General features: G+C 62.9%; 18 protein-coding genes and 2 tRNA genes. 5 read left to right on the plus strand and 15 right to left on the minus strand.

What is annotated here, in order from left to right:
• Positions 1 to 115: 115 nt before the first annotated feature.
• From DT603_RS07900 to DT603_RS07910, 3 genes are all read right to left on the minus strand, one after another.
• The gene (locus DT603_RS07900) at positions 116 to 991 is read right to left on the minus strand and encodes an alpha/beta hydrolase family protein (RefSeq protein WP_162349325.1); all 876 of its coding nucleotides are present in this window, start codon (positions 989 to 991) and stop codon (positions 116 to 118) included.
• The gene (locus tag DT603_RS07905; RefSeq protein WP_162349326.1) at positions 988 to 1,722 is read right to left on the minus strand and encodes a hypothetical protein; all 735 of its coding nucleotides are present in this window, start codon (positions 1,720 to 1,722) and stop codon (positions 988 to 990) included. The genes DT603_RS07900 and DT603_RS07905 overlap by 4 nt, the downstream gene beginning before the upstream one ends.
• 180 nt (positions 1,723 to 1,902) lie before the next feature.
• On the minus strand, positions 1,903 to 2,532 hold the full coding sequence (locus DT603_RS07910; protein WP_343037734.1) for a phosphopantetheine-binding protein: 630 nt from the start codon (positions 2,530 to 2,532) through the stop codon (positions 1,903 to 1,905).
• A gap of 213 nt (positions 2,533 to 2,745) precedes the next feature.
• On the opposite strand from DT603_RS07910, the gene DT603_RS07915 reads away from it, so the two are divergent.
• Both DT603_RS07915 and DT603_RS07920 read left to right on the plus strand, forming a co-directional pair.
• Entirely contained in the window at positions 2,746 to 4,422 is a 1,677-nt protein-coding gene (locus DT603_RS07915; protein WP_162349328.1) for a GMC oxidoreductase, read from the plus strand.
• 37 nt (positions 4,423 to 4,459) lie between these two features.
• Entirely contained in the window at positions 4,460 to 5,212 is a 753-nt protein-coding gene (locus DT603_RS07920) for a J domain-containing protein (RefSeq protein WP_162349329.1), read from the plus strand.
• Between the two features lie 189 nt (positions 5,213 to 5,401).
• On the opposite strand, the gene DT603_RS07925 is transcribed toward DT603_RS07920, so the two are convergent.
• Together DT603_RS07925 and DT603_RS07930 are read right to left on the minus strand one after the other, a co-directional pair.
• Positions 5,402 to 6,793, minus strand: coding sequence for a TIGR03013 family XrtA/PEP-CTERM system glycosyltransferase (locus tag DT603_RS07925; RefSeq protein ID WP_162349330.1), 1,392 nt, complete (start codon positions 6,791 to 6,793; stop codon positions 5,402 to 5,404).
• 262 nt (positions 6,794 to 7,055) lie between these two features.
• A complete protein-coding gene (locus DT603_RS07930; protein WP_162349331.1) occupies positions 7,056 to 7,859 on the minus strand; it encodes a 4'-phosphopantetheinyl transferase family protein in 804 nt (267 codons plus the stop codon).
• A 98-nt stretch (positions 7,860 to 7,957) separates the two neighbouring features.
• Between DT603_RS07930 and DT603_RS07935 the strand changes: the two genes are divergently transcribed.
• Positions 7,958 to 8,938 (plus strand): methyltransferase, TIGR04325 family, encoded by a 981-nt coding sequence (locus DT603_RS07935; protein ID WP_162349332.1) that lies wholly within the window; start codon positions 7,958 to 7,960, stop codon positions 8,936 to 8,938.
• 161 nt (positions 8,939 to 9,099) lie between these two features.
• Here the strand turns inward: DT603_RS07935 and DT603_RS07940 are convergent.
• The 10 genes from DT603_RS07940 to DT603_RS07985 form a co-directional block, all read right to left on the minus strand.
• Positions 9,100 to 9,176: transfer RNA gene (locus DT603_RS07940), tRNA-Arg, on the minus strand.
• 139 nt (positions 9,177 to 9,315) lie between these two features.
• Positions 9,316 to 9,408 (minus strand) — tRNA-Ser (locus DT603_RS07945).
• Between the two features lie 82 nt (positions 9,409 to 9,490).
• Positions 9,491 to 9,703: a carbon storage regulator CsrA gene (gene csrA, locus DT603_RS07950; RefSeq protein WP_162349333.1), complete on the minus strand. Its 213-nt coding sequence runs from the start codon at positions 9,701 to 9,703 to the stop codon at positions 9,491 to 9,493.
• 148 nt (positions 9,704 to 9,851) lie between these two features.
• The gene (alaS, locus tag DT603_RS07955; RefSeq protein WP_162349334.1) at positions 9,852 to 12,497 is read right to left on the minus strand and encodes an alanine--tRNA ligase; all 2,646 of its coding nucleotides are present in this window, start codon (positions 12,495 to 12,497) and stop codon (positions 9,852 to 9,854) included.
• A gap of 108 nt (positions 12,498 to 12,605) precedes the next feature.
• Positions 12,606 to 13,103, minus strand: a complete 498-nt coding sequence (locus DT603_RS07960) for a regulatory protein RecX (RefSeq protein WP_162349335.1) — start codon at positions 13,101 to 13,103, stop codon at positions 12,606 to 12,608.
• 49 nt (positions 13,104 to 13,152) lie between these two features.
• Entirely contained in the window at positions 13,153 to 14,187 is a 1,035-nt protein-coding gene (gene recA, locus DT603_RS07965) for a recombinase RecA (protein ID WP_162349336.1), read from the minus strand.
• Between the two features lie 210 nt (positions 14,188 to 14,397).
• On the minus strand, positions 14,398 to 15,033 hold the full coding sequence (gene lexA / locus DT603_RS07970) for a transcriptional repressor LexA (RefSeq protein WP_162349337.1): 636 nt from the start codon (positions 15,031 to 15,033) through the stop codon (positions 14,398 to 14,400).
• Between the two features lie 99 nt (positions 15,034 to 15,132).
• Complete coding sequence (locus tag DT603_RS07975; RefSeq protein WP_162349338.1) at positions 15,133 to 16,152, minus strand: hypothetical protein; 1,020 nt, start codon at positions 16,150 to 16,152, stop codon at positions 15,133 to 15,135.
• On the minus strand, positions 16,153 to 16,650 hold the full coding sequence (locus DT603_RS07980; protein ID WP_162349339.1) for a CinA family protein: 498 nt from the start codon (positions 16,648 to 16,650) through the stop codon (positions 16,153 to 16,155). It lies immediately after the preceding gene.
• A 142-nt stretch (positions 16,651 to 16,792) separates the two neighbouring features.
• Entirely contained in the window at positions 16,793 to 19,315 is a 2,523-nt protein-coding gene (locus DT603_RS07985; RefSeq protein ID WP_246191670.1) for a TonB-dependent receptor, read from the minus strand.
• A 380-nt stretch (positions 19,316 to 19,695) separates the two neighbouring features.
• On the opposite strand from DT603_RS07985, the gene mutS reads away from it, so the two are divergent.
• Both mutS and katG read left to right on the plus strand, forming a co-directional pair.
• A complete protein-coding gene (gene mutS, locus DT603_RS07990; protein ID WP_162349416.1) occupies positions 19,696 to 22,236 on the plus strand; it encodes a DNA mismatch repair protein MutS in 2,541 nt (846 codons plus the stop codon).
• Positions 22,237 to 22,503: 267 nt separating this feature from the next.
• Positions 22,504 to 24,747, plus strand: coding sequence for a catalase/peroxidase HPI (gene katG, locus DT603_RS07995; RefSeq protein ID WP_162349341.1), 2,244 nt, complete (start codon positions 22,504 to 22,506; stop codon positions 24,745 to 24,747).
• Positions 24,748 to 24,865 lie beyond the last annotated feature (118 nt).

Here is a 24,865-nt window from a genome sequence, read left to right on the forward strand (position 1 = left end):
GTTTCGGCCACGGCTCGACCACCAATACAGCGGCTGTAGGGAAGGCGAAAATCCCGAGCCGCGCGCGTCCACGTTGTGAAGAATCAGCGCACGCGGAATACCGCTGCACCCACTTTCAATCGGCTGCCGCGCCCCGGTCCCATTCCGTCGGAAACTCGCGCTCCATCCAGGCCGTGACCAGCGCTTGCAACCGCGCACGGTCGCGCTGCAGGTAGAACGTGTGGTCGCAATCGCGCCAGTACGCAAGAGAGGTCTGCGTCGAGCGCGCGGCCCTGCCCAGGCAGGCGACGAGCTGTCCGGCATGGTTGAAATAGCGATACGCGCCACCGGTGAACACGAACAGGAAACGCACGTCGCGGGCAACCATGGCTTGCATCGTAGCCACCGCCTGCTGGCGCGACGGCCAGTCGCGGAAGTTCTCCATGCCAGGGCTGCCATCGCTGCGGCTACGCCACCAGTTCGCCCACTTCACCGGACTGAATACCCGCGGAGCCAGGTGGCGCCACCAGTAGCCTGCCGTGCGATAGGCAAGGCCATCCAGCAGCAGCAGGCCGTGGATGCGCGGTTCGATGGAGGCCAGATGGAACGCATCATCCGCCGCCGAGCAGATGCCCCCGACCACGAAGCGGGTCGCCCCGGTGCGCGCCGTCACCAGCGCCATGGCTGAGGTGATTTCCAGGTGCCTGCGCTCCGCTGACACATGCGCGGATACCGGACTGTCGCCCAGGCCGGACTGGTCGTAACGGAAGACCGGATACCCTGCCCCTGCCACCGCTCGCGCCAGCTCTACGCTGCCCCTATGCGGCCCGATGCGATGGACCATTCCGGCATTGAGCAGGATCACCGCTACATCAGGGTGCGCAGGTCCGGCAGCGGCGTGAAGGATTCCCACCAGGCCTGCGCCGAACAGGTGAGCAGTCTCGCGTGGATCGACCGCCTGGTCGGATTCCAGTGGCCTTGGCAACTCGAATTGCGAGGGCTGCGCGCTCATGCCATTTCCGCCAGATGAGACGCCAGCCGGTTGACGGCACGCCGCGGAAAAATCTGGGTCTCGAAATGGTCGGGGTTGTCCCAATCGGGTTCATCGCCTGCGTCAAGCTGGAGGTACTCCACGGTGACGCCGGCAGCACGTTGCCTGTGCACGAACTCCTCGGTGGATGCCGTGGCGCGCCACTGCACCAGCATTATCCTGCTGCCCGCTGGCAGGGTGACCTGATCGCATTTCCATGCCTGCAGGGCCTGCAGCAATCCCGCATCGAGCACGAACCCCAGCAGCTCGTTGTCCCCTGCCGGAAGTGGAGGCTTGGGAAACCGGCCCGTGACATGGAGTTGCCGGCGGTGCTGCTCGCGCCAGGCCGAGACCAGCGATTCTCCGTCAAGGGCCGGCGCCCACAGCACCAGGTCTACCGGCGTACTGCTGGCGCCGGCATGCAACAGCAGGGGCAAGGCCGCGCTGCGCAAGCCCAACAGACGGGTGCCCGGCAAGCGCGGGCCCGACAGACGCACGGACAGCCCGGCATCCACGGGCGGCAGACATTCGCGGGCCGCCTGGATGTCCGATGCCAGGCCAGGCAGGCTCATCGCGAGGCTGCCGCCGCGCGAATCACCGCTTCCGTACCAGTCGAAACGCAGCGCGTCCAGTCCCTGCGCCGCCATCGCCTGGGCCAGGGACCACAGGGCGCGCTGGCAGCGGATCCCTTCCTGCAACAACGGGGCGCACACCAGTACGGCGCCTTTCGATGTTGTCCCGGCGGGGTGCCGCAGCCCAAACAACACGCGTGGCTGATCACCAAAATAGAATGGCTCCGGCATCTGCCTACCTGCCTGCCGGATGCCAATGGATCGCGATGACGATTGCAATTCGCTTTTTCATCTTGCGGGCCTGCCCTAACCCTGCAATTCCTAACCCTGCAGCATGCCCTTGAACTTCCCCAGCAGGCGCGAGCGCAGGCCCGGGCCAGTCGCACTTCCACTCTCGACAACTGGAAGTGTCGCGGCGATCTGGGCGAGTGATTGCGTAGCCAGGGTCATGAGCTGGATCCGCACGCCGGTGTCACGATGTACCCGGTTCGCCATCTGCACGGCGAGCATGGAATGACCGCCGAGATCGAAGAAATTGTCGCTGGCCAGGACCGGGCAATGCAGCAGCTCTGCCCAGAGGTCGGCCAGGTAGCGCGCGCGTTCGGAAGGTTGCCCCGCCCCTCCCGCCGAAGAGGCCTGGGTCGCAGTAGCAACGGCCTGGGGGTCGGGCAATGCGGCGTGATCCACCTGTCCATCCGGACCCAGGGGCATGCAATCCAGGACCATGAAATAGCGCGGCATCTTGTAGGCCGGCAGGCGACCCTTCAGGAAATCGCGAAGCTGCTCATCGTCCAGGGCGGCGCCGGCAGTCGGCACCGCATAAGCGACAAGCCGATCACCCTGTTCCACCACGGAGGCATCTTGCACGCGCGGATGTCCTGCCAGGCACACTTCGATTTCTTCCAGCATGACGGCACGTCTATCTGTGCGCATACTTTCGCTGCCCCCCATGTTTGCTTCCTTCCGTAAACATCCTCTGCCGGTTACCAACGTCAGTCGTGGGCCATTCCGGTCATGGCAGGGAGGGTCATGCCGGGGGCCCAACGCCGCGGGCCTGCCAGGTCCCCTCCTGAACGATGTCCCGAGCCCGCCGCATTTGTCGTTGTTGTGAATTGGAGCCCCTCGAGGGGCAGGCCCAAGCAACGGACTACTGGAGCGAGCGCGTTGATCAACGATTACCGGAACCTGTCCACACCGGCAGAAATCGATGCTGACCTCTGCATCGTCGGGGCCGGTGCCGCCGGCCTCGCGATTGCCCGGACCTTCATCGGCACCGACACCCGGGTCTGCCTGGTTGAAAGTGGCGGCTTCAGCGGAGAGGAGGCGAACCAGGCCCTGTACCAGGGCACGTCGATCGGCACCCCCGACTTCGACCCCGGCACCTCGCGCATGCGGGTATTCGGCGGCAGCTGCAATCTGTGGGGCGGCGGATGCATCCCCATCGGCAAGCTCGAAGCCAGGGAGTGGGTGCCCAATAGCAGCTGGCCCATCTCCTACGCCGACCTGGAACCCTACTACCGCGACGCCCGCGGGTTCTGCCGCATCGAAACCCATGATTTCGTCGAGGACTCCTTCCTCACTCCGCCCGGCGTTGCCCCGCTGGAGTTCGATCCCGACAGCGTGGTCAACAAGACCTTCGCATTCAGTCCGGTCATGTTCGGGGACGACTATCGTTCCGACCTGGAGCAGGCACCCAACATAACCATCCTGCTGTACGCCAACCTGGTGGAACTGGAAGCCACAACAGGCGGAAGCAGCGTCCGCCAGGCACGGATCACCACCCTGGAGGGCCGCACGGGGGCCGTCCGCGCCAGGCAGTACGTACTGGCCTGCGGGGGCATCGAGAATGCCCGGCTCCTGCTTGCCTCCAACTCCGAGTCTCCGCGGGGACTGGGCAACCAGCATGACCTGGTGGGTCGTTTCTTCATGGATCACCCCAGTGGAAAACTGGGCACGCTCTACACCCCGGAAGCGGATCGGATAGCGCACCCCTACAACCGGGACTTGCACAAGACTCCGACATCCGTGCATCCGGAAATCTGCCTGTCGGACGAGGCCCAACGTGCCTACCAGACCCTCAACGCGCGGGTACGCCTGTTCGCAGTGGAGGGCCGCGTTCCAAGGGGCATCCAGGCGCTGCGCGAGTTCAAGTCGGCGCTGCGTGCCCGCAGGCGAGACGAGAATGAACTGCTCTCGGAGAGGCTTTCCCTGCGCAAGAATGGCGAACCGGTAAATGGCGGCCGGCCGCCTCCACCGGACCAGAGCATGGCCTATCTGTTGCTGCGGCTGACCCTTGGCATGGGCGACATTGCCAAGGCTTTCGTGCGCAAACTGCGCAAGCAGCCCACGGTCGAGGTTGACCACATCGACGTGGTCGGCTATTTCGAGCAGGCACCGCATGCCGACAGCCGCATCACGCTGGGCGCCGATACCGACATGCTCGGGCAGCGCCGGGTCTGCGTGGACTGGCGCCTGCTTCCCATAGACCACCACACCTACCGGACGGCCGCGATGCTGTTCGGCAACGAGCTTGCGCGTGCCAGCAGGGGACGCTTCCAGCCCGAACCGTGGCTCGAAGACGAGCAATCGGCGCCCCGGGTCTTCGGTACTTCGCACCACCTTGGCACTACCCGCATGGCCGACGATCCGCAACAAGGTGTCGTGGACCGTGAATGCCGCGTACATGGCGTCGACAACCTCTACGTAGCCGGCAGCTCCGTCTTCCCGACGGGGGGCTGGGCGTTTCCCACCTTCACCATCATTGCGTTGAGCCTGCGTCTTGCAGAGCACCTGCGGTCACGGCTGGAGTTCGTCTCCATGGTCACGCCATTCGCCACTTGAACCCAGATGCACTTCCCGCAGCGCCGAGGGGGCGGTCATGACATCAGATTTCGCACAGCTGTACCTGCAACTCGGAATCCGCAACGACTGCAGTCTCGAGGAATTCAAGCAGGCGTGCCGGCGCCGCATCAGGCAACAGCACCCCGACCGCAACGAAGACAGCGGCAGCCCGGAAGCCACCCAGGCCGCACTGGCCGAACTGCTTGGCCTCTATGCCAAGGCACTGCGTTTCCACCGCAGGCACGGGCGCCTGCCTGGTTCCATTGCCGGATCGTCCTTTCCACCCCCGGCAGGCAGTAACGGCTTGCACCCGGCGGCGCCAGTCCAGCCCCGCGCGCTCATCCCGCGCGAATCCGTTGCCTATCCGCCCGCGGACCCCCTGGCACCGGCACCCCGATCACTGACCGTGCGCCATCCGGCGCTGATGTTGGCAGCGGCAATCGCAGCCTTCACCGCATTCATTGCCTGGAACGAGAGCAAGGGCGGCGACCCGGCCATCGCACCCTTGAATATTCCGCCGCCCGCCGTGACGCAACCGGTGGCGTTGCCTGCAGCACCGACCTACGCCACTACCACGCAGGCAGAGGAACCACCCGCCATTGCGCCACCCAGACTCATCGAGATCGGGATGGATGCCGTAACAGTGCGCGCGCTGCAGGGAGATCCAATGCAGACCGAAGGATCGGAATGGACGTATGGCCCCTCATGGATACGCTTCGAAGACGAACGCGTGATTGACTGGTACAGCTCGCCGTTGCATCAGCTGAAGACCAAGACAACTTCACCGTAGCAGCCGCGCCGCGCACGTGGCGGGGCGCCGCCTTTGATCCAGCCTGAAGACGGGCCACAGACGCCGCCCACATGTCAGGCAACGTATCGGCTTTGCAGGTGGCTTCGTCAGAACCGTCGCTCGTCCTCATGCAGGCAGGAGCGGAAAGCCAGGAGCCGCAACGTCAAGGCCAAACGATCATCGCTCTGTTCAACGCGCACCGCGTCCGAACAGGACCACTTCCACGGTCTGCAACAGGATCATCAGATCGAAAGTCAGGCCCTGGTTCTTCACATAGAACAGATCGAACTTCAGCTTCTCTTCGGCGTCGTGCACCGAGGCACCGTAGGGGTAGCGCAATTGCGCCCAACCCGTCAGTCCGGGCTTCACCGAATGGCGGACTCCGTAATAGCGTATCTGGCGATTGAACTGGTCCACGAAATGTGGCCGTTCCGGGCGCGGGCCTACGAAACTCATGTCACCGCGCAGCACATTGAACAACTGCGGCAATTCATCCAGGCGCACCTTGCGTATGAAGGCTCCCACGCGGGTTGCGCGGTCATCGTCCTTCTGCGCCCAGCAGACGCCATCCTTCTCCGCATCCACGCGCATGCTGCGGAACTTGACCAGTTCAAATGCCTTGCCGCTTTCACCCACGCGCGTTTGCCTGTAAAGCACCGGCCCCGCCGATTCGAGGCGAATGCAAAGGGCAGTGAGCAGCATGAACGGCCAAGCCAGCAACAGCAGGGTCGATGCAGCCACCAGGTCGAAGAAGCGCTTGTTCAACTGCCGGGGCTGGGAGTGGTCGAATCCTCCCGAGAAAATCAACGCCGATGGCTCAACCACGTTGAGCTTGATCATTCCGGCCTCCCTTTCGAAAAAGTCAGGCAGGTCAGTCACCCGGATCCCGCGTTGCGCGCAGGCCAGCAGTTGTTCCATTGGCAGGCCACCACGACGCTCGTCGGGTGCGACCACGATTTCGTGGACGTTGAGCTCGCGCGTCAATTCCAGCAGGCCAGCCTGGCTGCCCACCCGCAATGGCTCCGGCACCACCGTCTGCTGGCCCTCGATAGGAAGGAACCCGACCAGCAGGAACGAATGCCGGTCGCTGCGCCTGCGCAGGCGGCTGTTGATAAGGTCTGCATTGCCGCCCGCACCCAGCACCAAAACCCGTTGCTTGAAGCCGTCCGCTTCGAACAGCCGCTGCAACATGATCCGCAACATGCCAACCATCATGATCGCCAGCGCCAGCGCCATGGCCAGCACACCGCGTCCGATATAGGTCTGTGGCACCACGTAGTACATGACCAGCAGCGCAACGCCACCGAACGAGAACGACATCAGCAACCGCAGGAACAGGTCGGTCCTGTTGTAACGCGTGTGCACCTGGTACAGCCCGAATGATGCCATGGCAGCGGTGGTGCAGATTGCCACCAGCAAGGTGCGAAGCGGTGCGGTCTGGGAAAATGCAATATGGCTTTCGGGGTCGCCGTGGAAGCGCACCCAGGCCGCAATGGTGACTGCAAGGGATACCAGCACCAACTCCCCCAGCCACAATTTGAATACGGCGCGGCTCTTGCGACTCTTCAGCGAGAGCTTCATGTCTGCTCCCGGGCATGGCTTGCCCTGTTGCAGTGGAAGCGCTGCCTCATTGCCTGTCCTGGACGCCCAAAGCCAAGCCGCGCCCGCTCAGGAGCCCGGGTCCCGTTCAACGTGGTCAGTCCCATTGCGCCTCCCTCCGGCACATGCGTTCCACGGTTCGTACCGTGGCCTCCATGACAACGCGCAAGGGAATTTTTTCCGGCCTGGGGTGGCCATTTTTTATCGTGAAGGCGAAAAATCGCTGCTTTGGCGCCAGACGTAATCAGTACTTGGGAGCGGCCATCGTGTGCGCGGGGGACACCCAGACCGCGTGGAACCGCGCTTCGGGCCAGGCCGCGATCGCAGCCCGCCATTCCAAGCCGGCCTCAAGCATATGGACGGTCGCTGCGACGGCGTCCGTTCCGTCCGCCGAAGGCAGAGCAACCAGCTCGCCGACAGGTGCGCTGAAACTGTGCATTTCCCGCAACAGTCCTATACCCGCGGCTTTGAGCACGGCTTCCTTGCGTACCCACAGGGCCAGCAATTCCTGCGCACGCGCGGTATACGGCAGCGACTCAATGCTTCCGACCTCAGATGCATGCATGACCGTTGATGCGATCTCGGCAAGCTCGCCCGCACGCGCAGCGGGCTCTATATCTATTCCCACGAACCCGTGGCGACTCAGCGCCACTGCCACGGCGCCGGTGGTGTGGCTCAGGCTGGTTTGCAACTCATTCCCTGCAACCAGCGGCCGGCCAAAACCGTCGCGCTCAAGCACTATGAGCGAGGGATCGCATTCCAATATCTTCGCCACGGACAAGCGATGCAATGCATAGGCCAGGACAAGCTCATCGCGATCCCTTGGCCGCAATTTCTTTCCGACCCTCTGCCGCTCAGCCGGACTCAACCAGTGGCTCGCCTGGTCCAGCCAGGGATGCCAGGCCCCCATTTCAAAAAACACCGCCAGTGCCATGCCCACGTCTCCGGTCGCATCTCCCACGCTGATGGACCAGGCACGGTCGAACACGGCTTGCAGGGCGCGGGCTCGCGGCTGTTGGCCAGGTTCGGTGTAGTCGGCAGGGGGCATGGCGGGTCTGTCGCTTTGGACATCCCGAGCCTACCCCAATTGGACCCGCGCACGGGCCGGGACCGGGGAGAGTCAAGCCGGGTATGCACAACTTCTGCATGGAGCAGGCCGAAGATCTCCACGTCCTGGAAATCCGGGTAAATGCGTTGTGTATGGCACTGATCCAATCAAGGGCGAGGTCCATGGAGTACGCGAACAACGGGTGGCTGGGAGCGAAGTTGCGGCATATTGCCAATGAAGCGGCCGAATTGCCGGGCCTGAAATTGCTCGGAAAACCGGTGTACCTGCGGATGTTCCGCCGGCCATACCACGGCGGGAATTCCTATTTCGGCAGGTATTCGAGCTACCCCGAAGCCAAGGCGGCAACCCCCCCGTCATTGCCCAGCACCTATGCCTACGCAGGCACAAGCGACATGTACCGGGACCAGCACCAACGCATCAGGGTCAGCGACTATCCGCTCGTCTACTGGCTCACTACCCTCCTGGCCCAGGGGCAGCGCCGCATCTTCGACCTCGGAGGCCACAACGGGGTGAGCTACTACGGCTTCAAGCGCTATCTGCAGTACCCCGCTGACATGCAATGGCTCGTCCATGATGTTCCGGACGTGGTGGAAGCAGGTCGCGAATGGGCCAAGGAGCATGATCCCGAACGCCGCCTGGCGTTCACCAATTCACGTCTTGATGCCGACGGGCACGAGGTACTGCTGACCAGCGGTGCCCTGCAGTATCTGGATTTCACCCTTCCCGAGTTATTGCGGGAGCTGCCTGATCCTCCTACCCATGTACTGGTGAACCTGGTGCCCATGCATCCCACGCAAGGTTATTTCACATTGCAGAATATAGGCCGCGCCATCCTCCCCTACCGGGTCTCGGCAATCCCAGAATTCACCTCCGCGATGGAGGCACTGGGTTACGAGGTGAAGGACAAATGGCATTCTGCAGAGCGCTACCTGCGGGTTCCGTTCGAACCCTCCTGCCGCATAGACGGGTATGAAGGTTTCTACTTCCGCAAGAAAGGGACTTCGGTGCGAGCCGCCGCCACCAGCGACCCTACTATCCAAACTGATGCAGCAGGCTGAAGAGCTGTCTCTTGATAGAACCAGGCAGGCGGTGAACAAGCCATCCGGACAGTTTTTGGCTGGCGGCATGCTATCCAACCCGCTGCACAAAGCGTGCAGCAAACTGCAGACAAGAAAAAAGCCAGCGAGCGCGAGCTCACTGGCTTGAATTCATTGCTCTGTGGTGCGCCCGGAGAGATTCGAACTCCCGACCGCCTGGTTCGTAGCCAGGTACTCTATCCAACTGAGCTACGGGCGCATCAGAAAAGTAATTTTGACTGATCAGGCCAATGCCCGTCAATCATTTCATTTGAATCGGTGCTTATGGCATCCCCGCGAATTTATGCAGGAACCGATTTCGTGCCGTGTTCTGAGATGTTTCGTGCTCTGCTCTGAAGTGGCGGAGAGTGAGGGATTCGAACCCTCGATAAGGCTTTTGACCCTATACTCCCTTAGCAGGGGAGCCCCTTCAGCCGCTCGGGCAACTCTCCGGGAATACTTCAGACCTGACCGCGATGAATTGCGTCAGCCAGTTAGGATAACGGCTGAACGCGAATGCGGCAAACAAAATCGTCAGCTGGAAGAGTCACTGTCGGCCGGTTGCGAAGCATCGGCTGGATCTTCGCCGCGCTGGATGCGCTGATAGATCTCCTCACGATGCACGGCCACATCCTTGGGAGCCGTGATGCCAATCCGCACCTGGTTGCCCTTCACCCCAAGTACGGTCACTGTGACCGAATCACCGATCATCAGGGTTTCGCCCACGCGGCGAGTCAAAATCAACATTACTTGGTCTCCATAATCCGGCAAGAGTAGTGCCGGGCGAGCGTCCGCGCCTCCATGAGGCCGTAAACGCTTCCAGATTCATTCATCAACGTGAAACATGGTACCGGGCGGCCATATACAGCCGCAAGCACGGGCGAATGGGCAGCAGTCATTGAAGGCGTACACGCACCCATTCATTGACGCCTTCGAGAGCAGTTGCAAGGGCGGGCCCGTCCTCACCACCACCCTGGGCGAGGTCCGGGCGGCCGCCGCCCTTGCCCCCGGTCTGACTCGCAATATGCGCGAGCAGTTCCCCTGCCTTCACTTTGCCCGTTGCCGAGCCGTTCACGCCGGCCACAAGCGACGCCTTGCCGCCCGCAGTGCCGGCCAGGACTATCACCGCATCGCCCAATTGTTGCTTTAACCGGTCGATGGCCTCGCGCAGCGCCTTGGCATCAAAACCTTCCAGTCGCGCGGCCAATACCCGCACGCCGCCGATGTCGGACGCCATGCCGGCCAGGTCGGCCGTTGCACCGGACGCGGCCTTGGCCTTGAGGCCTTCCAGCTCGCGCTCAAGCTTCTTCTGGCGCTCCATCAACTGCCGGATCTTCTCGACGACCTCGCTGGCGTTGCCGCCGAGCAAGGCCGCCACATCATGCAGGCGTTGTTCCTCGGCCGAGACCAGGTCGAGTGCACCCTGGCCAGTCACTGCCTCGATGCGGCGAACGCCGGACGAGACACCGGCTTCGCTCACAATCTTGAAAAGGCCAATGTCACCCGTCCGCCCCACATGGGTGCCGCCACAGAGTTCCGTGGAGTAGCCGCCCATTTTCAACACCCGCACGTTCTCGCCGTATTTTTCGCCGAACAGCGCCATGGCACCGAAATCAAGCGCCTCCTGCATGCCCATGTTGTGTACTTCAGCCGAATGATTGGCACGTATTTCGGCATTGACGCGACGTTCCACTTCCGCAAGCTCTTCCGCCGTCACCGGCTGGAAATGCGAAAAATCAAAGCGAAGCTTGTCTGGCGCCACCAGCGATCCCTTCTGCTGGACATGCGTGCCCAGCAACTCGCGCAATGCGGCATGCAGCAGATGTGTCGCCGAATGGTTCAGTATCACCGCGGCACGGCGCGGGGCATCGACCGATGCCACCAGGTGGTCACCGACCCTCAGGCCGCCGATCGCGACCTTGCCAACGTGTCCATGGAACTGTCCCGCGAACTTCACCGTATCGGCAACTTCGAACTTCACTCCCTGCTCCGCCAGAACGCCGGTATCACCCACTTGCCCGCCGGACTCCGCATAAAAGGGAGTGCGGTCCAGGATCACCACCGCCTCATCACCGGCGTCGACGGCTTCCACGGGCCTACCTTCCTTCATCAGCGCTGCAATCACCAATCCACCCGCGTCCAGCGACTGGTAACCCATGAATTCGGTAGGTTTCAATCGGGCAACCAGATCTGCAGGCAGCCCGGCGGTCGAAGTGAACTTGCCCGCGGCCCGCGCCGTTTCGCGCTGCTGTGCCATGGCCGCATCAAAGCCTTCCATGTCAACCGAAAGACCTCGCTCCCGGGCGATGTCGGCGGTGAGGTCGACGGGGAATCCATAGGTGTCATACAGGCGGAATGCATCCGCGCCAGGAATAACGGCGCTCACGCGCGTAGCGATCTCGTCGAAGATGCGCATGCCTGAATCGAGTGTTTCCGCAAAGCGCTCTTCTTCGGCCTTGAGTGCCTTCTCCACCAGCTGCTGGGCGGCGGAAAGCTCCGGATAAGCTTCGCCCATCAGGTCTACCAGCGTCGCCACCATCTTGTAGAAGAAGGGCTGACGCACACCCAGCATCCAGCCATGGCGCAACGCGCGGCGGATGATACGACGCAGTACGTAACCTCGCCCTTCATTCGAAGGCAATACCCCATCCACTACCAGGAACGAGCAGGCCCGGATGTGGTCGGCAATCACGCGCAGCGACTTGTTCTGCAGATCGGCCGTGCCGGTGAACCTGGAAGCTTCTGCGATCAGGGCCTGGAAAATGTCTATTTCGTAGTTCGTGTGTACGTTCTGCAGGATCGCCGCAAGGCGCTCCATGCCCATGCCGGTGTCCACGCAAGGTGCTGGCAGCGGTATAAGCGTGCCATCGGGCTGCCGGTCAAACTGCATGAAGACCAGATTCCATATCTCGATGAAGCGGTCGCCGTCTTCATCCGGCGAGCCCGGCGGGCCACCGGCGATATGATCGCCATGGTCGTAGAAAATCTCGGTGCACGGACCGCAAGGGCCGGTATCGGCCATCTGCCAGAAATTATCGGACGCGTATGGCGCACCCTTGTTGTCACCGATGCGGACAATGCGCTCGGCGGGGATGCCAACCATCTTGTTCCACAGCTCATAGGCCTCGTCGTCAGTGTGGTACACGGTGACCAGCAAGCGCTCCTTGGGCAGTTTCCAGACCTCGGTCAGAAGCTCCCAGGCCCAGGCAATCGCGTCCTTCTTGAAGTAATCACCAAACGACCAGTTGCCCAGCATTTCGAAAAACGTGTGGTGGCGTGCGGTGTAACCAACCGAGTCCAGGTCATTGTGCTTGCCGCCCGCACGCAGGCAACGCTGCACGTCGGCAGCACGCACGTAGCTGCGCTTCTCCGCCCCCAGGAACACGTCCTTGAACTGGACCATCCCAGAGTTCGTAAACAGCAGGGTCGGGTCGTTGCCGGGGACGAGTGGTGCCGAAGGCACGATGGTGTGGCCCTTGCCAAGAAAAAATTCCTGGAAATCGCGGCGGATCTGGCTGCTGCTTAGCGTCGGAGTAGTCATCTGGCTGGCTGTGGCGGGCGGGCACGTCTGAAATGCCGAGACCTTTCAAGTGCGGCCACGTAACGGAACAGACAACCCAATACGCAAAGGTTAACAGGACAGGGCTGTTCAGTCCTCAGGCCTGCCTTGAAAGGCGGCCCTGACCGTGTCGCTGTCGAATCCACGCCGGTAGAGGAAATCAGCCATCTTGCGCCGCCTGGCCAGGTCGGTAGACGTCACTTCCGGCCCAAACCGGCGGCGGGCCAGGTCTTGTGCGACCTGGCGCCACTCTCCCTCGAAAGTCCCCATGGCGGCGTCGATGGTTTCGCTGTCCAGTCCATGGGTCCCAAGCTCGGCCCGGATACGGACGGGACCCTGTCCATGAGCCACCCGGGTCCTGACCAGCATTTCGGCAAAGCGCGCATCGCTTTGCCAACCATCACCGGCCAGCCTTTCAATGGCTGCCAAGGCAGCTTCCTGCTCGATACCGCGTTCGGCCAGCTTGAGAGCCAGTTCCTTGCGCGAGTGCTCCCTGCGAACCAATAGGGCCAAGGCACGCTGGGTCGGGGTCAGTTCCGGTCTTTTGCGCTTGCGTGGGGCAAACAGGCCTCCGGTTTCCTCTTGCATCTCTTATTCATCCCGGACCAAAAGCGGCGCATCCTTGCGCCAATCCCGATCAGACTTCTGCGTCTTCCTCAGCCTCATGGGGCTTGATTTCGGCTGGCTGGAATTTCTCGCGCAGGTCGGCCTCAAGGCGCGTAGCAACCAGTGGATTGTCCTTGAGGTACTGGCGCGAATTGTCCTTGCCCTGGCCGATGCGTTCCTCGCCATAGCTGTACCAGGCACCAGCCTTGTCGACCAGCTTGGCCTCCACGCCCATGTCGATAAGCTCGCCTTCCCGGCTGATACCTTCGCCATACAGGATCTCGGTAATGACCTGCTTGAACGGAGGTGCCAGCTTGTTCTTGACCACCTTGATCTTGGTCTGATTGCCAATGATCTCGTCGCCCTTCTTGATGGCGCCAATACGGCGGATGTCCAGGCGCACCGACGCGTAGAACTTGAGCGCGTGCCCGCCGGTGGTCACTTCCGGGCTCTGGCCCGGCATCATGGCGCCGATCTTCATGCGCAGCTGGTTGATGAACAACACCATGCAGTTGGAACGCTTGATGTTGCCGGTCAGCTTGCGCAACGCCTGGCTCATAAGGCGTGCCTGCAAGCCGGGCAGCTGGTCGCCCATTTCACCCTCGATTTCAGCTTTGGGCGTCAATGCAGCGACCGAGTCGATGACGACCATGTCGACCGCGTTGGAACGCACCAGCATGTCGCAGATCTCAAGGGCCTGTTCGCCCGTGTCGGGCTGGGACAGCAGCAGGTCGTCGACGTTCACGCCCAGCTTGGCGGCATAGATCGGATCGAGGGCGTGCTCGGCATCAATGAACGCCGCGGTGCCGCCGCGCTTCTGGCACTGGGCGATGGTCTGCAGGGCGAGCGTGGTCTTGCCCGAGGACTCGGGACCATAGATTTCAACGACGCGCCCCTTGGGCAACCCACCGATGCCCAGAGCGATATCCAGCATCAGCGAGCCAGTGGGAATGGCTTCCACGGCTTCAATGATCTGGTCGCCCATGCGCATTACCGAACCCTTGCCAAACTGGCGTTCGATCTGGGTAAGGGCAGCGGAAAGTGCGCGCTTCTTGTTCTCGTCCATGGTGTTGTCCTTGGTGGCTTGTCGGGTTGAGGGCAATTTAGCGGCCATGGATCGCACAGCCTGCGACGCCAACGGCCGGAATTGAAATTAACTTTGCGACAGGTGCTACGGCTAGCGGGCAACTTCGCGACTTTGTGTCAGACATTTCCTGTTTGATGACGAACCCTTCTCTGGTATTGGATTGAATAGGTAGTGGGAGGAAGGCCAGGCCTAGCGATTGGGCCTGACCAGGCCGCAATAAAGGCCTTCGATGGCGAAATCCTGGTCCGGCATGACCTCGATGGGCAGGTAGTCCGGATTTCTGGGCAGCAGGCGAATGCGGTCCTTGCCGATCTTCAACAGCTTGACGGTGATCTCATCGTCAATGCGTGCCACCACGATCTGTCCCGAGCGCGCCTCGGGAGTGCGATGCACGCCGATCAGGTCGCCGTCGAAGATGCCCTCGTCGCGCATGGAGTCACCCTGCACTTTCAACAGGTAGTCCGGGGACGGGGCGAAGAAGGCGCGATCGAGCAGCACGAAGTCGTCCGAACGGATATCGGCGCCGATGGGCAGGCCAGCGGCCACCCGCCCGAGGATCGGCAGACGCAACGCATTGTCGGGAACCACGGCCTCGGGCACGGGGATGTCGGTGTCGTCATGGACCAGGCGGATACCGCGGGCCTGCCCAGGGACCCGGCGGATAGCCCCGGCCGCCTCCAGGGCCTCGATATGGTACTGGGCAGCCCTGACCCCGCTGAACCCGAAGGCCCTGGCGATTTCCGCCTGCGACGGCGGCACGCCATCACTGCCGATTCGCTCGGTGATCATGGCAAGAATGGCTTGCTGGGTGTCTGTGAGATTCATGGTTAGTAGTAATACTACTAACGATCTCGAAAAGCAATCCTGGGCCTTGGCTCAGACCTTGGCTCAGACCTTGGCTCAGACCTTGGCTCAGACCTTGGCTCAGACCTTGCCGACGCCGTGCTGCCTCATGAGCCGGCCTTGCACGAGAAGCGAGTACAGGCCAAGCGGGGCCAGCAGTACAGGGAGAAAAGCGTCAGTGGCACGATATGCCTCGCCCTGGAGTCGCATGCCCAAGGGTACCTGGGCACCCACATGATTTGCCCATTGCTCGTATTGGGGAAGCAGGAAGATTCCTGCCAGGGCGTTCAGCAGCAGTGGAACGGCCAGCGCCAGGATCATTACCCCGATAACCAGGTTCTGCCACAGGAATTCCCAGACGAATCCATTTCCCCACATCCTCGCCACATCGCCCCTCACCTGCGGCCAGCGACCCCGGCTGAGCCATATTGAAATGGAAAGGACCACAACGCAGAGCAACAGCGCCTCATCGAGAAATGAAAGCCCCGCCATGAGCCATGAAATGCGGGAGACATCGACGATTACCCCAAGCACGAATCTTGCCGTCAAATAGCCCACCCAGAGCAGCAGACATTTCAGTAGCGCGCTCCCGCCTGGCCAACCGGGGCGCCACCAGTGGGATGGAGTCACGGCATCCAGTGTCATGGGATTCAGCCCAAGGAACGGCGTGACTACCAACGCGAGTATCCATATCAGCAGCATGACGCGATCAACCACGCTCCCGCCACGCAGAAGCAAGCCAAGCAATGTCCCCGCGATCACCCAGGCCAGGCAGGACAACCCGAGCGATCTTGTCCGCAACGGCCAGGCCAGACTTGCCAGCGCGCGACCCTTGCGGTCCCAGGCACCCCTCAATGCGCTGAGGAGGAACACGGGCAACAGGCACAGAAGGAATACGGCGAGAAGCACCTGCGGATAAGGTTTCCCGGTCGGGATTTCGAGAAGCTCGAATGCGCCTGCGCCAGGCTTGGAGGTAAGTATTCCAGGGAGCTCGTGCGTGATCTGCAGCAGACCCCACAACCAGCCCGTGCACCAACTCGCGAACAGCAGCGCTCCAGCGGACGAAAGCCAGGCTCCACGATCAGAGAACCTCACCTTCACTCAACCTGCCAAGTCATCCAGCCCACGCAACGCCGCAGCCACCGTCTGCCTGCGCACCGCCTCGCGATCGCCATCGAACTGGAACACCTCGGCACGCGCGTAACCACCACGCCGCTTCCACCCTATCCACACGGTGCCTACCGGCTTGTCCTCGCTGCCGCCGCCTGGCCCCGCGATCCCGGTTACAGCGACGGCGATGGTGGCGCCTGAATTCACCAGCGCGCCGGACACCATCTCGATCACGGTTTCGCGGCTCACCGCTCCGTGAACCTCCAGCGTCTGCGGCCGCACGCCCAGCAAGGCCTGTTTGGCCTCGTAACTGTAGGCAGCCATCCCGCAGTCGAACCAGTCCGAAGAGCCGGCGATATCGGTCACGGCCTTTGCGATCCAGCCACCCGTGCAACTTTCCGCCGTGACCAGGCGGTGGTGCGACCCGCGCAGGCGGATGCCTAGATTTTCGGCCAGGGTGTGCAGATCGCTGTCGGAGGGAATTGGCATCAAGGTGCGTTCTAGGCAAGGAAGCGGCCCAGCCGTTGTAGCTGAAAAAAATGAAGTTGTCTGCCGAAGCGGCGGACGTCGCAAATGAAACGGCCCGCCACTTCCGTGGCGGGCCGCGATCACAGCAGAACCTGCCGTGGTCTCAGTACTGCATGCGCAAGGTCATGCCATAGGTGCGGGGCGCGCCAAGGAAGGCGTTCCACGAACCCGTCTGCAGCGGCGCGTCGAAGCCGACTTGCGTATAGGTTTCGTCAGTCAGGTTCTGGCCCCAGAATTCCAGCATCCAGCGCTTGTTCTTGGCACCAACCGCCACGCGGGCGTTGACCAGGGTATAGGCGCCCTGGATCTTCTGCGGATCCAGGTCCGAGCCGGTGTTGTGCTCGGACAGGTACTTGGCACCGATGTTGAAGCGGCCGATGTGCTCGGAACCGAAATCCCATTCGTAGGTAGCCGATGCGGAACCCGACCACAGCGGTGCGAAGCTGATGTGGTTGCCGGGCAGCAGGAACAGATCGGCGTCAGGCAACAGGTCATCGCCGTAGCGCGTATCGGCATAGGTCAGGCCGCCCTGCAGCATCAGTCCCTTCATGCTGGTCTGCCACAGGATCTCGGCATCCACGCCCATCGACTTCACTTCCGGAATCGAGCGCACCACGTAGCTGGTGCCCAGGAAGCTGTTGAGCTGGAAATCGGTGAACTGCTGGTGGAACAAGGTCGCATTCAACAGCAGGTTGCCATCCATCCAGGTGGTCTTGGCGCCCAGCTCGTAGCTGTCCACGAACTCACCGGGAAACGAGGTTTCCTCGACCGGTGCAATAAACGGCGGCGGGATCAGCGGCGCACCAGCAACGGCCACCTGCACGCGGTCCAGGTTGAAGCCGCCACCCTTGTAGCCGCGCGCGCCGGACACATAGGTCATCACGTGATCGTTCCAGCGATAGGCCGCCTTCAGTGTGCCGGACCATTCCTTCTCGGTGCGGTCCTGGTTGGTGGTCAAGCCATTGAATGCGAAGTTCGCCCACGGCACGCACAACAGGCCAAGCAGCTGCTGGGCGACGTTGGGGTTGACCGCAGGATCCAGCAGCGCCGCCGCCGGAACGCCACGACCGATGAGTGCGCCGACTGCGCCGCCCACGTTGCCCTGCACTGCCTGGCATCCCTTGTTGCCGGGACCGTTGAGATACGCGGACCTGAGCTCCTTTTCTTCACGCGTGTAGCGCAGGCCCAAGGTCAGGTCCAGCGCATCGGTCGCATGCCAGGTGTTGTTGGTGAACAACGACATCGACTTGGCACTCTGGTTATAGAGGTCATCGGCCGCGTCACCGGAATAGTTGGTCCCTGGTGCCAGCCCGGTAACCGCGGAAACGAAGCCGAACGGATTGGCGGTATTGACCACCGAGCCGGCCGGATAGCGCCCGTCGGCTACGCCCTGGGCGACGATGCGGGCAATGGAGCCCAGCGCAGCGGCGCCGATATAGGCCTCGTAGTCCTCGCCGAACACGTACTGGTCGTGACGCTCCAGGTCCTCGTCCGAATAGAACGCGCCAACCATCCAGTCGATCTTGTCGGTGGCGCCGGTCAGGCGGAATTCCTGGCTGAAGCTCTTGAAGGCCGTGGACGAGTCGTCGTAGTTCGCACGGCGATACAGCACGTCGGCGCCGGAGAAATCCAGGTCCAGGCCGTTGATGCTCTGCCAGTCGCGCGAAGCGGTGATGGAAGTGAAGGTCGCACCATTCATCCATGGCGTGATCCAGTTGACCTCGGCCGAGATGCCCTTGTCCTTCATGTCCTGTTCGGTGCTGCGATTGGCATACGCCAGGCGCCGCTCGGGGTCGGCCACGGGGATGATGCCCATTCCCGCGCCACCCGCCAGCGCATCGGCGATGTTGGCAGTCGGACCGCGCACCGTGGTCACGCCCACGCAGCAGTTCTCTTCACGGCTGCTGTAGTCGGCAATGAAATTGATATCCAGGTTTTCGGTCGGCTCCCACAGCAACTGGCCACGGATCGAGTGGAAATTCTGGTCGCCGTCCTCATCTTCCGCGCGCGGGCCCTGGCCCGTGTTGACCTCGTTGAAACCATCGCGCTTGCGCTTGGCGGCATAGATGCTGAACGCTGCGTTCTCGCCCAGAGCATCGTTGTAGGAACCCGAGACTCCCATCGCGCCGTAGTTGCCGACGGTGATTTCACCCTCCACGATTTGCGAGTAGCTGGGCCTGCGGGTCATGACGTTGATGACGCCGGCCGAGGTGTTCTTGCCGAATACGGTGCCCTGCGGGCCCTTCAGTACCTCGATGCGCTCCAGCTGCCCCAGGTCGCCGAAGCCAACGCCGGTACGTGGGCGGTAGACGCCATCGATGACCACGCCGACGGCGGACTCCAGGCCGGCGTTGTCTCCGTTGGTGCCGACACCGCGGATGCGCGCGGTGGTCTGCGCCTCGTTGGTGGTGGAGCTGACGTGCAGGCCGGGAACCAGCAGTTGCACATCCTTGATGTCGCGCACCCCGGTGTCCTGCAGCAGCTGTTCAGGCAGCGCGGTCATCGTGATCGGCACGTCCTGCATCGCTTCCTCGCGCTTCTGCGCGGTGACCGTCATGGTCGCAAGCGTGGTGGGTTCGTCATCGCTCGCTGGCGGCGATGCTTTCTGTGCGTATGCCGTGGGCATGGCGCAGAGTGCGGCGAATACGGCAACTGCGAGTACCTTGTGCTGCGGCTTTGCAACGACCATATTTCTCCCCTCCCAGGGTCATTCAATAACAAGTAATGAGTGCTGGCGAACTTTCGTGCGTCGCTCCGAACGACCGGCTTCTACTGGTGCCACCCCCGGCGACCAGCCCCGAAATTAACATCATCTTTACGTTTCGGCATTTTGCAGTGCACCCATACCAAGTTTCCCGAATCGGGATGGCACTTTCGCGAAAGTGATTTCACGACCGTGCCACCGACCGCTAGACTTGCCCTCCGCCCCATCCAGTTCCCGGCCTTGACCCTGATTGACTTTTCCCGGCCGTGAGCGATCCCTCAGCGCCCGCCCATACCCCGCTGATGAAGCAGTTCTTCGCCGCCAAGGCGGAGTATCCCGACCTGCTGCTGCTGTTCCGCATGGGTGATTTCTATGAACTCTTCTATGACGATGCGCGCAAGGCGGCCCGCCTGTTGGACATCACCCTGACCCAGCGCGGCAACTCCGCCGGCGCCCCCATCCCCATGGCGGGCGTGCCCGTGCATGCCTACGAGGGCTACCTGGCGCGGCTGGTGGCGCTGGGCGAATCGGTGGCCATCTGCGAGCAGATCGGCGACCCCGCCTTGGCCAAAGGCTTGGTCGAGCGCAAGGTCGTGCGCATCGTCACGCCGGGCACGGTGACCGACGAAGCGCTGTTGAACGAACGCCGCGATACCTTGTTGATGGCTGTTTCACGAGGCAGGACCGGCTATGGACTGGCCTGGGCCGACCTGGCTGGTGGCCGCTTCCTGGTCAACGAAGTGGACAGCGCCGACGCGCTGGAAGCCGAACTTTCGCGCCTGGAGCCGGCCGAGCTGCTGATTCCCGACGAGGAGGGCCTGCCCGCCTTCCTGCAGACACGGACCGGCATGCGCCGGCGCGCGCCCTGGCTGTTCGATGCCGACAGTGGCCGCCGGCAGCTGCTGCGGTTCTTCGGCCTGCACGACCTGGGCGGCTTCGGCCTTGATGATCGCCCGCTGGCCACGGCCGCCGCGGGCGCCCTGCTGGGCTATGTGGAAGAGACCCAGAAGCAGCGCCTGCCGCATCTGACCTCCATCGCAGTGGAATCGGCCGGCGACGCCATCGCCATGAATGCGGCAACGCGCAGGCACCTGGAGCTCGATACGCGGGTCGACGGTGACACCAGGAACACCTTGCTTGGCGTGCTGGACTCCACCGTCAGCCCGATGGGGGGCCGGCTGCTGCGACGCTGGCTGCACCGCCCCCTGCGCAACCGCCAGGTGCTGGGCGAACGTCATCAGGCGGTAGCCACGTTGCTCGACAGCCGTGCCGATGGGGTCCTGCGCGAGCGCTTCCGTGCGCTGGGCGACATCGAACGCATCCTAACCCGCGTCGCCCTGCGCTCCGCGCGGCCACGTGACCTGTCGACCTTGCGCGACGGGCTGGCGATGTTGCCGGGCATAGGCGCTGCGATCGCAGCGCTCGACTCGCCGCGACTGCAGACGCTGTCGGCCGAACTCGGCGAACATGCCGATACCGCCCGCCTGCTTGCCCAGGCGGTGGCCGAGCAGCCACCGATGAAGCTCAGCGATGGCGGTGTCATCGCCACTGGCCACGACGCCGAGCTCGATGAACTGCGCCGCCTCAGCACCCACGCCGACCAGTTCCTGATCGACCTGGAAACCCGCGAGCGCGCGAGCAGCGGCATCGGCTCGCTGAAGGTCGGCTACAACCGTGTCCACGGCTACTACATCGAGATCAGCAAGGCGCTGTCCGAACGCGCGCCGGTGCATTACACGCGGCGGCAGACCCTCAGCAATGCCGAGCGCTACATCACCGAGGAACTGAAGTCATTCGAAGACAAGGTGCTGTCGGCGCGGGAACGTTCCCTGTCGCGCGAGAAGCTCCTGTATGAGTTGTTGCTGGATGCGCTGGGCGAAGTACTTGAACCGCTCAAGCGCTGCGCGGCCGCGCTGAGCGAGCTCGACGTGCTGGCCGGTTTCAGCGAACGCGCGCAGGCGCTGGACTGGTCCCGCCCGGAGCTGCGCGACGAGCCCGGCCTGCATATCGAACGCGGTCGCCACCCGGTGGTGGAAGCGGTGCGCGAGGAACCGTTCGAGCCCAATGACCTGGTCCTGGACGACGATCGCCGCATGCTGGTCATCACCGGCCCCAACATGGGCGGCAAGAGCACCTACATGCGCCAGAACGCGCTGATCGTGCTGCTGGCCCACATCGGCAGCTTCGTGCCGGCGGCACGGGCGGCGATAGGCCCGACCGACCGCATCCTGACCCGTATAGGCGCCGGCGACGACCTGGCTCGTGGCCAGTCCACCTTCATGGTGGAAATGTCGGAAACCAGCTACATCCTGCACCACGCCACCCCGCAGTCACTGGTGCTGATGGATGAGATCGGTCGAGGTACTTCCACTTATGACGGCCTTGCGCTTGCCGATGCGGTCGCCCGGCACCTTGCAGCGACCAATCGCTGTTACACCCTTTTCGCCACCCATTACTTCGAACTCACCGCCCTGGCCGAGCCCGGCAGCGGCATTGCCAACGTGCACCTGGATGCGGTGGAACACGGGGATTCACTGGTGTTCATGCACGCGGTAAAGGACGGCCCAGCCGACCGCAGCTTCGGCCTCCAGGTCGCGGCGCTGGCGGGCCTGCCGAGGTCCACCGTGCAGCAAGCCCGTCGTCGCCTGGCGGAACTCGAACAGCGCGGCGGTGAGAGCCACGCCGCGCAGATGGCTCCCCAGTCGCTGGACCAGCCACAACAGTTCGGCCTGTTCGCTTCCGCTCCCTCGGTTGCACAGGAAGCGCTGGCTGCCCTTGAGCCGGACGAGCTGTCACCGAAGCAGGCGCTGGAAGCGCTGTACAGGCTCAAGGCTTTGCTCTGACATCGATTCGCCCGCGCTCCTGTCTCGGGTCGCCATCGCCAGCATTTGACGCGTCGCATCATTGAATCGCGCTATCGAAGTGTTTACGACAAACGATTTTCAGTAATCCCCAGCCTTCGCTAGGCTGGGGTTCTCGCAGCGTCGAACATTTTTGTAATTGCCCGCCCGCATCATGTCGACGGAAGTCGACGCAAGCCGCAACGTCGCTGACGCCGGCATGGATCGACGCCGTCCACAAGTCCACCACCCCAGCCAAGGTAGCCACCCATGTCAAATGAACCGAAGTGTCCGTTTCACCAGGCCGCCGGCGGCGGCACGACCAATCGCGACTGGTGGCCCAACCAACTGCGCCTGGACCTGCTGAACCAGCATTCGTCCAAGTCCGATCCCATGGACGCCGATTTCGACTACGCGGAGGCATTCAATCGCCTCGATTACACCGCTCTGAAGCAGGATCTGGCCGCGTTGATGACCGATTCGCAGGACTGGTGGCCCGCCGACTTCGGCCATTACGGTGGCCTGTTCATCCGCATGGCTTGGCACAGTGCCGGCACCTATCGCATCGGCGATGGCCGCGGTGGTGGCGGACGCGGCCAGCAACGCTTCGCCCCGCTCAACAGCTGGCCTGACAACGTCAACCTGGACAAGGCGCGGCGCCTGCTCTGGCCGATCAAGCAGAAATACGGCCGCGGCATTTCCTGGGCCGACCTGATGCTGCTGGCCGGCAACGTCGCGTTGGAAACGATGGGTTTCAAGACCTTCGGCTTCGGCGGCGGCCGCGAGGACACCTGGGAACCCGACCTGGATGTGTACTGGGGCCGCGAGGCCAAGTGGTTGGGTGGCGACGAACGATATTCGCGTGGGTCGCCTGGCGTTGAAGAACCCCATGGCGTGCTTGTGAAGGATGACGACAGCCAGGTCGTGCATACGCGCGACCTTGAGAATCCGCTGGCCGCCGTGCAGATGGGCCTGATCTACGTCAATCCCGAAGGCCCGGACGGCAATCCCGACCCGCTGCTTGCAGCCAAGGACATCCGCGACACATTCGGCCGCATGGCGATGGACGACGAGGAAACCGTGGCCCTGATCGCAGGCGGCCACAGCTTCGGCAAGACCCATGGCGCTGGTCCGGCGGACAACGTGGGCCACGAACCGGAAGCGGTTGATGTCGAACAGCAAGGCTTGGGCTGGCACAACAGCTTTGGCACCGGCAAGGGCGGCGACACCATCACCAGCGGCCTCGAAGTGACCTGGACCAAGTCACCGACCCAATGGAGCCATGATTTCTTCCAGCATCTGTTCGGCTTCGAGTGGGAGCTTTCCAAGAGTCCCGCGGGCGCACAGCAGTGGATAGCCAAGGGCGCGGAGGCCTCCATTCCCCATGCCCACGACCCGTCCAGGAAGGTGGTGCCGACCATGCTCACCACCGATCTGTCGCTGCGCGTCGACCCGATCTACGAAAAGATCTCGCGCCGCTTCCTGGAAAACCCCGACCAGTTCGCTGATGCCTTCGCGCGTGCCTGGTTCAAGCTGACCCACCGCGACATGGGGCCACGGGATCGCTACCTCGGTCCCGAGGTGCCGGCCGAAGAGCTGATCTGGCAGGATCCGGTGCCCAGGGTCGACCACGCGCTCATCGACGCGGGTGATGTGGCCGCACTCAAGAAGAAGATACTGGCCGCCGGCGTGCCGGTGCCGGAGCTGGTGTCGACGGCCTGGGCCTCGGCCTCGACCTTCCGGGGCGGCGACAAGCGCGGCGGTGCCAATGGCGCGCGCGTCCGGCTGGCGCCGCAGAAGGATTGGGCGGTGAACCAGCCAGCACAGCTCGCCAGGGTCCTGCAGGCGCTGGAAACGGTCCAGCGGGAATTCAACGGATCGGCAGCGGGTGGCAAGCGTGTCTCGCTGGCCGACCTGATCGTGCTGGCAGGCGCCGCGGCGGTTGAAAAGGCTGCAAGCGATGGCGGTGTGGACATCGAAGTGCCGTTCTCGCCGGGACGCACCGATGCAACCTCCGAGCAGACCGATGCAGATTCGTTCGCGCCGCTCGAGCCCCTTGCAGATGGCTTCCGCAACTACCTCAAGGGCCGCTACAGCGTGCCGGCCGAGGCATTGCTGGTAGACCGCGCACAGTTGCTCACCCTGACCGCGCCCGAGCTGACCGTGCTGGTCGGCGGACTGCGCGTGCTGGGCGTCAACACTGACGGCGCCCGCCACGGCGTGTTCACTGCGAAGCCGGGGACACTGAGCAACGATTTCTTCGTCAACCTGCTCGACACCACGACGGAGTGGAAGCCGCTATCGGACGCAAACGAGGCATTCGAAGGTCGTGACCGCAGGACCGGCGCGCCGAAATGGACGGCCAGCCGCGTGGATCTGGTCTTCGGTTCCAATTCGGTCTTGCGCGCGCTGTCCGAGGTCTATGCCTCCTCCGATGCACGCCGCAAGTTCGTCGTGGATTTCGTGGCGGCGTGGAACAAGGTGATGAACCTGGACCGTTTCGACCTGGCTTGAGCCGTGTCGCAACTTCCATTGAAGTGCCTAAACGGGGCGTGATTTTCACGCCCCGTTTCTTTTTGAAACGAACCTCAGGCGCGGGTCCGGCGCCCTTGTGCATCCGGTACCGATACGC

This window comes from Pseudoxanthomonas gei (genome assembly GCF_010119615.1).
In the GTDB taxonomy this organism is placed as follows: domain Bacteria; phylum Pseudomonadota; class Gammaproteobacteria; order Xanthomonadales; family Xanthomonadaceae; genus Pseudoxanthomonas_A; species Pseudoxanthomonas_A gei.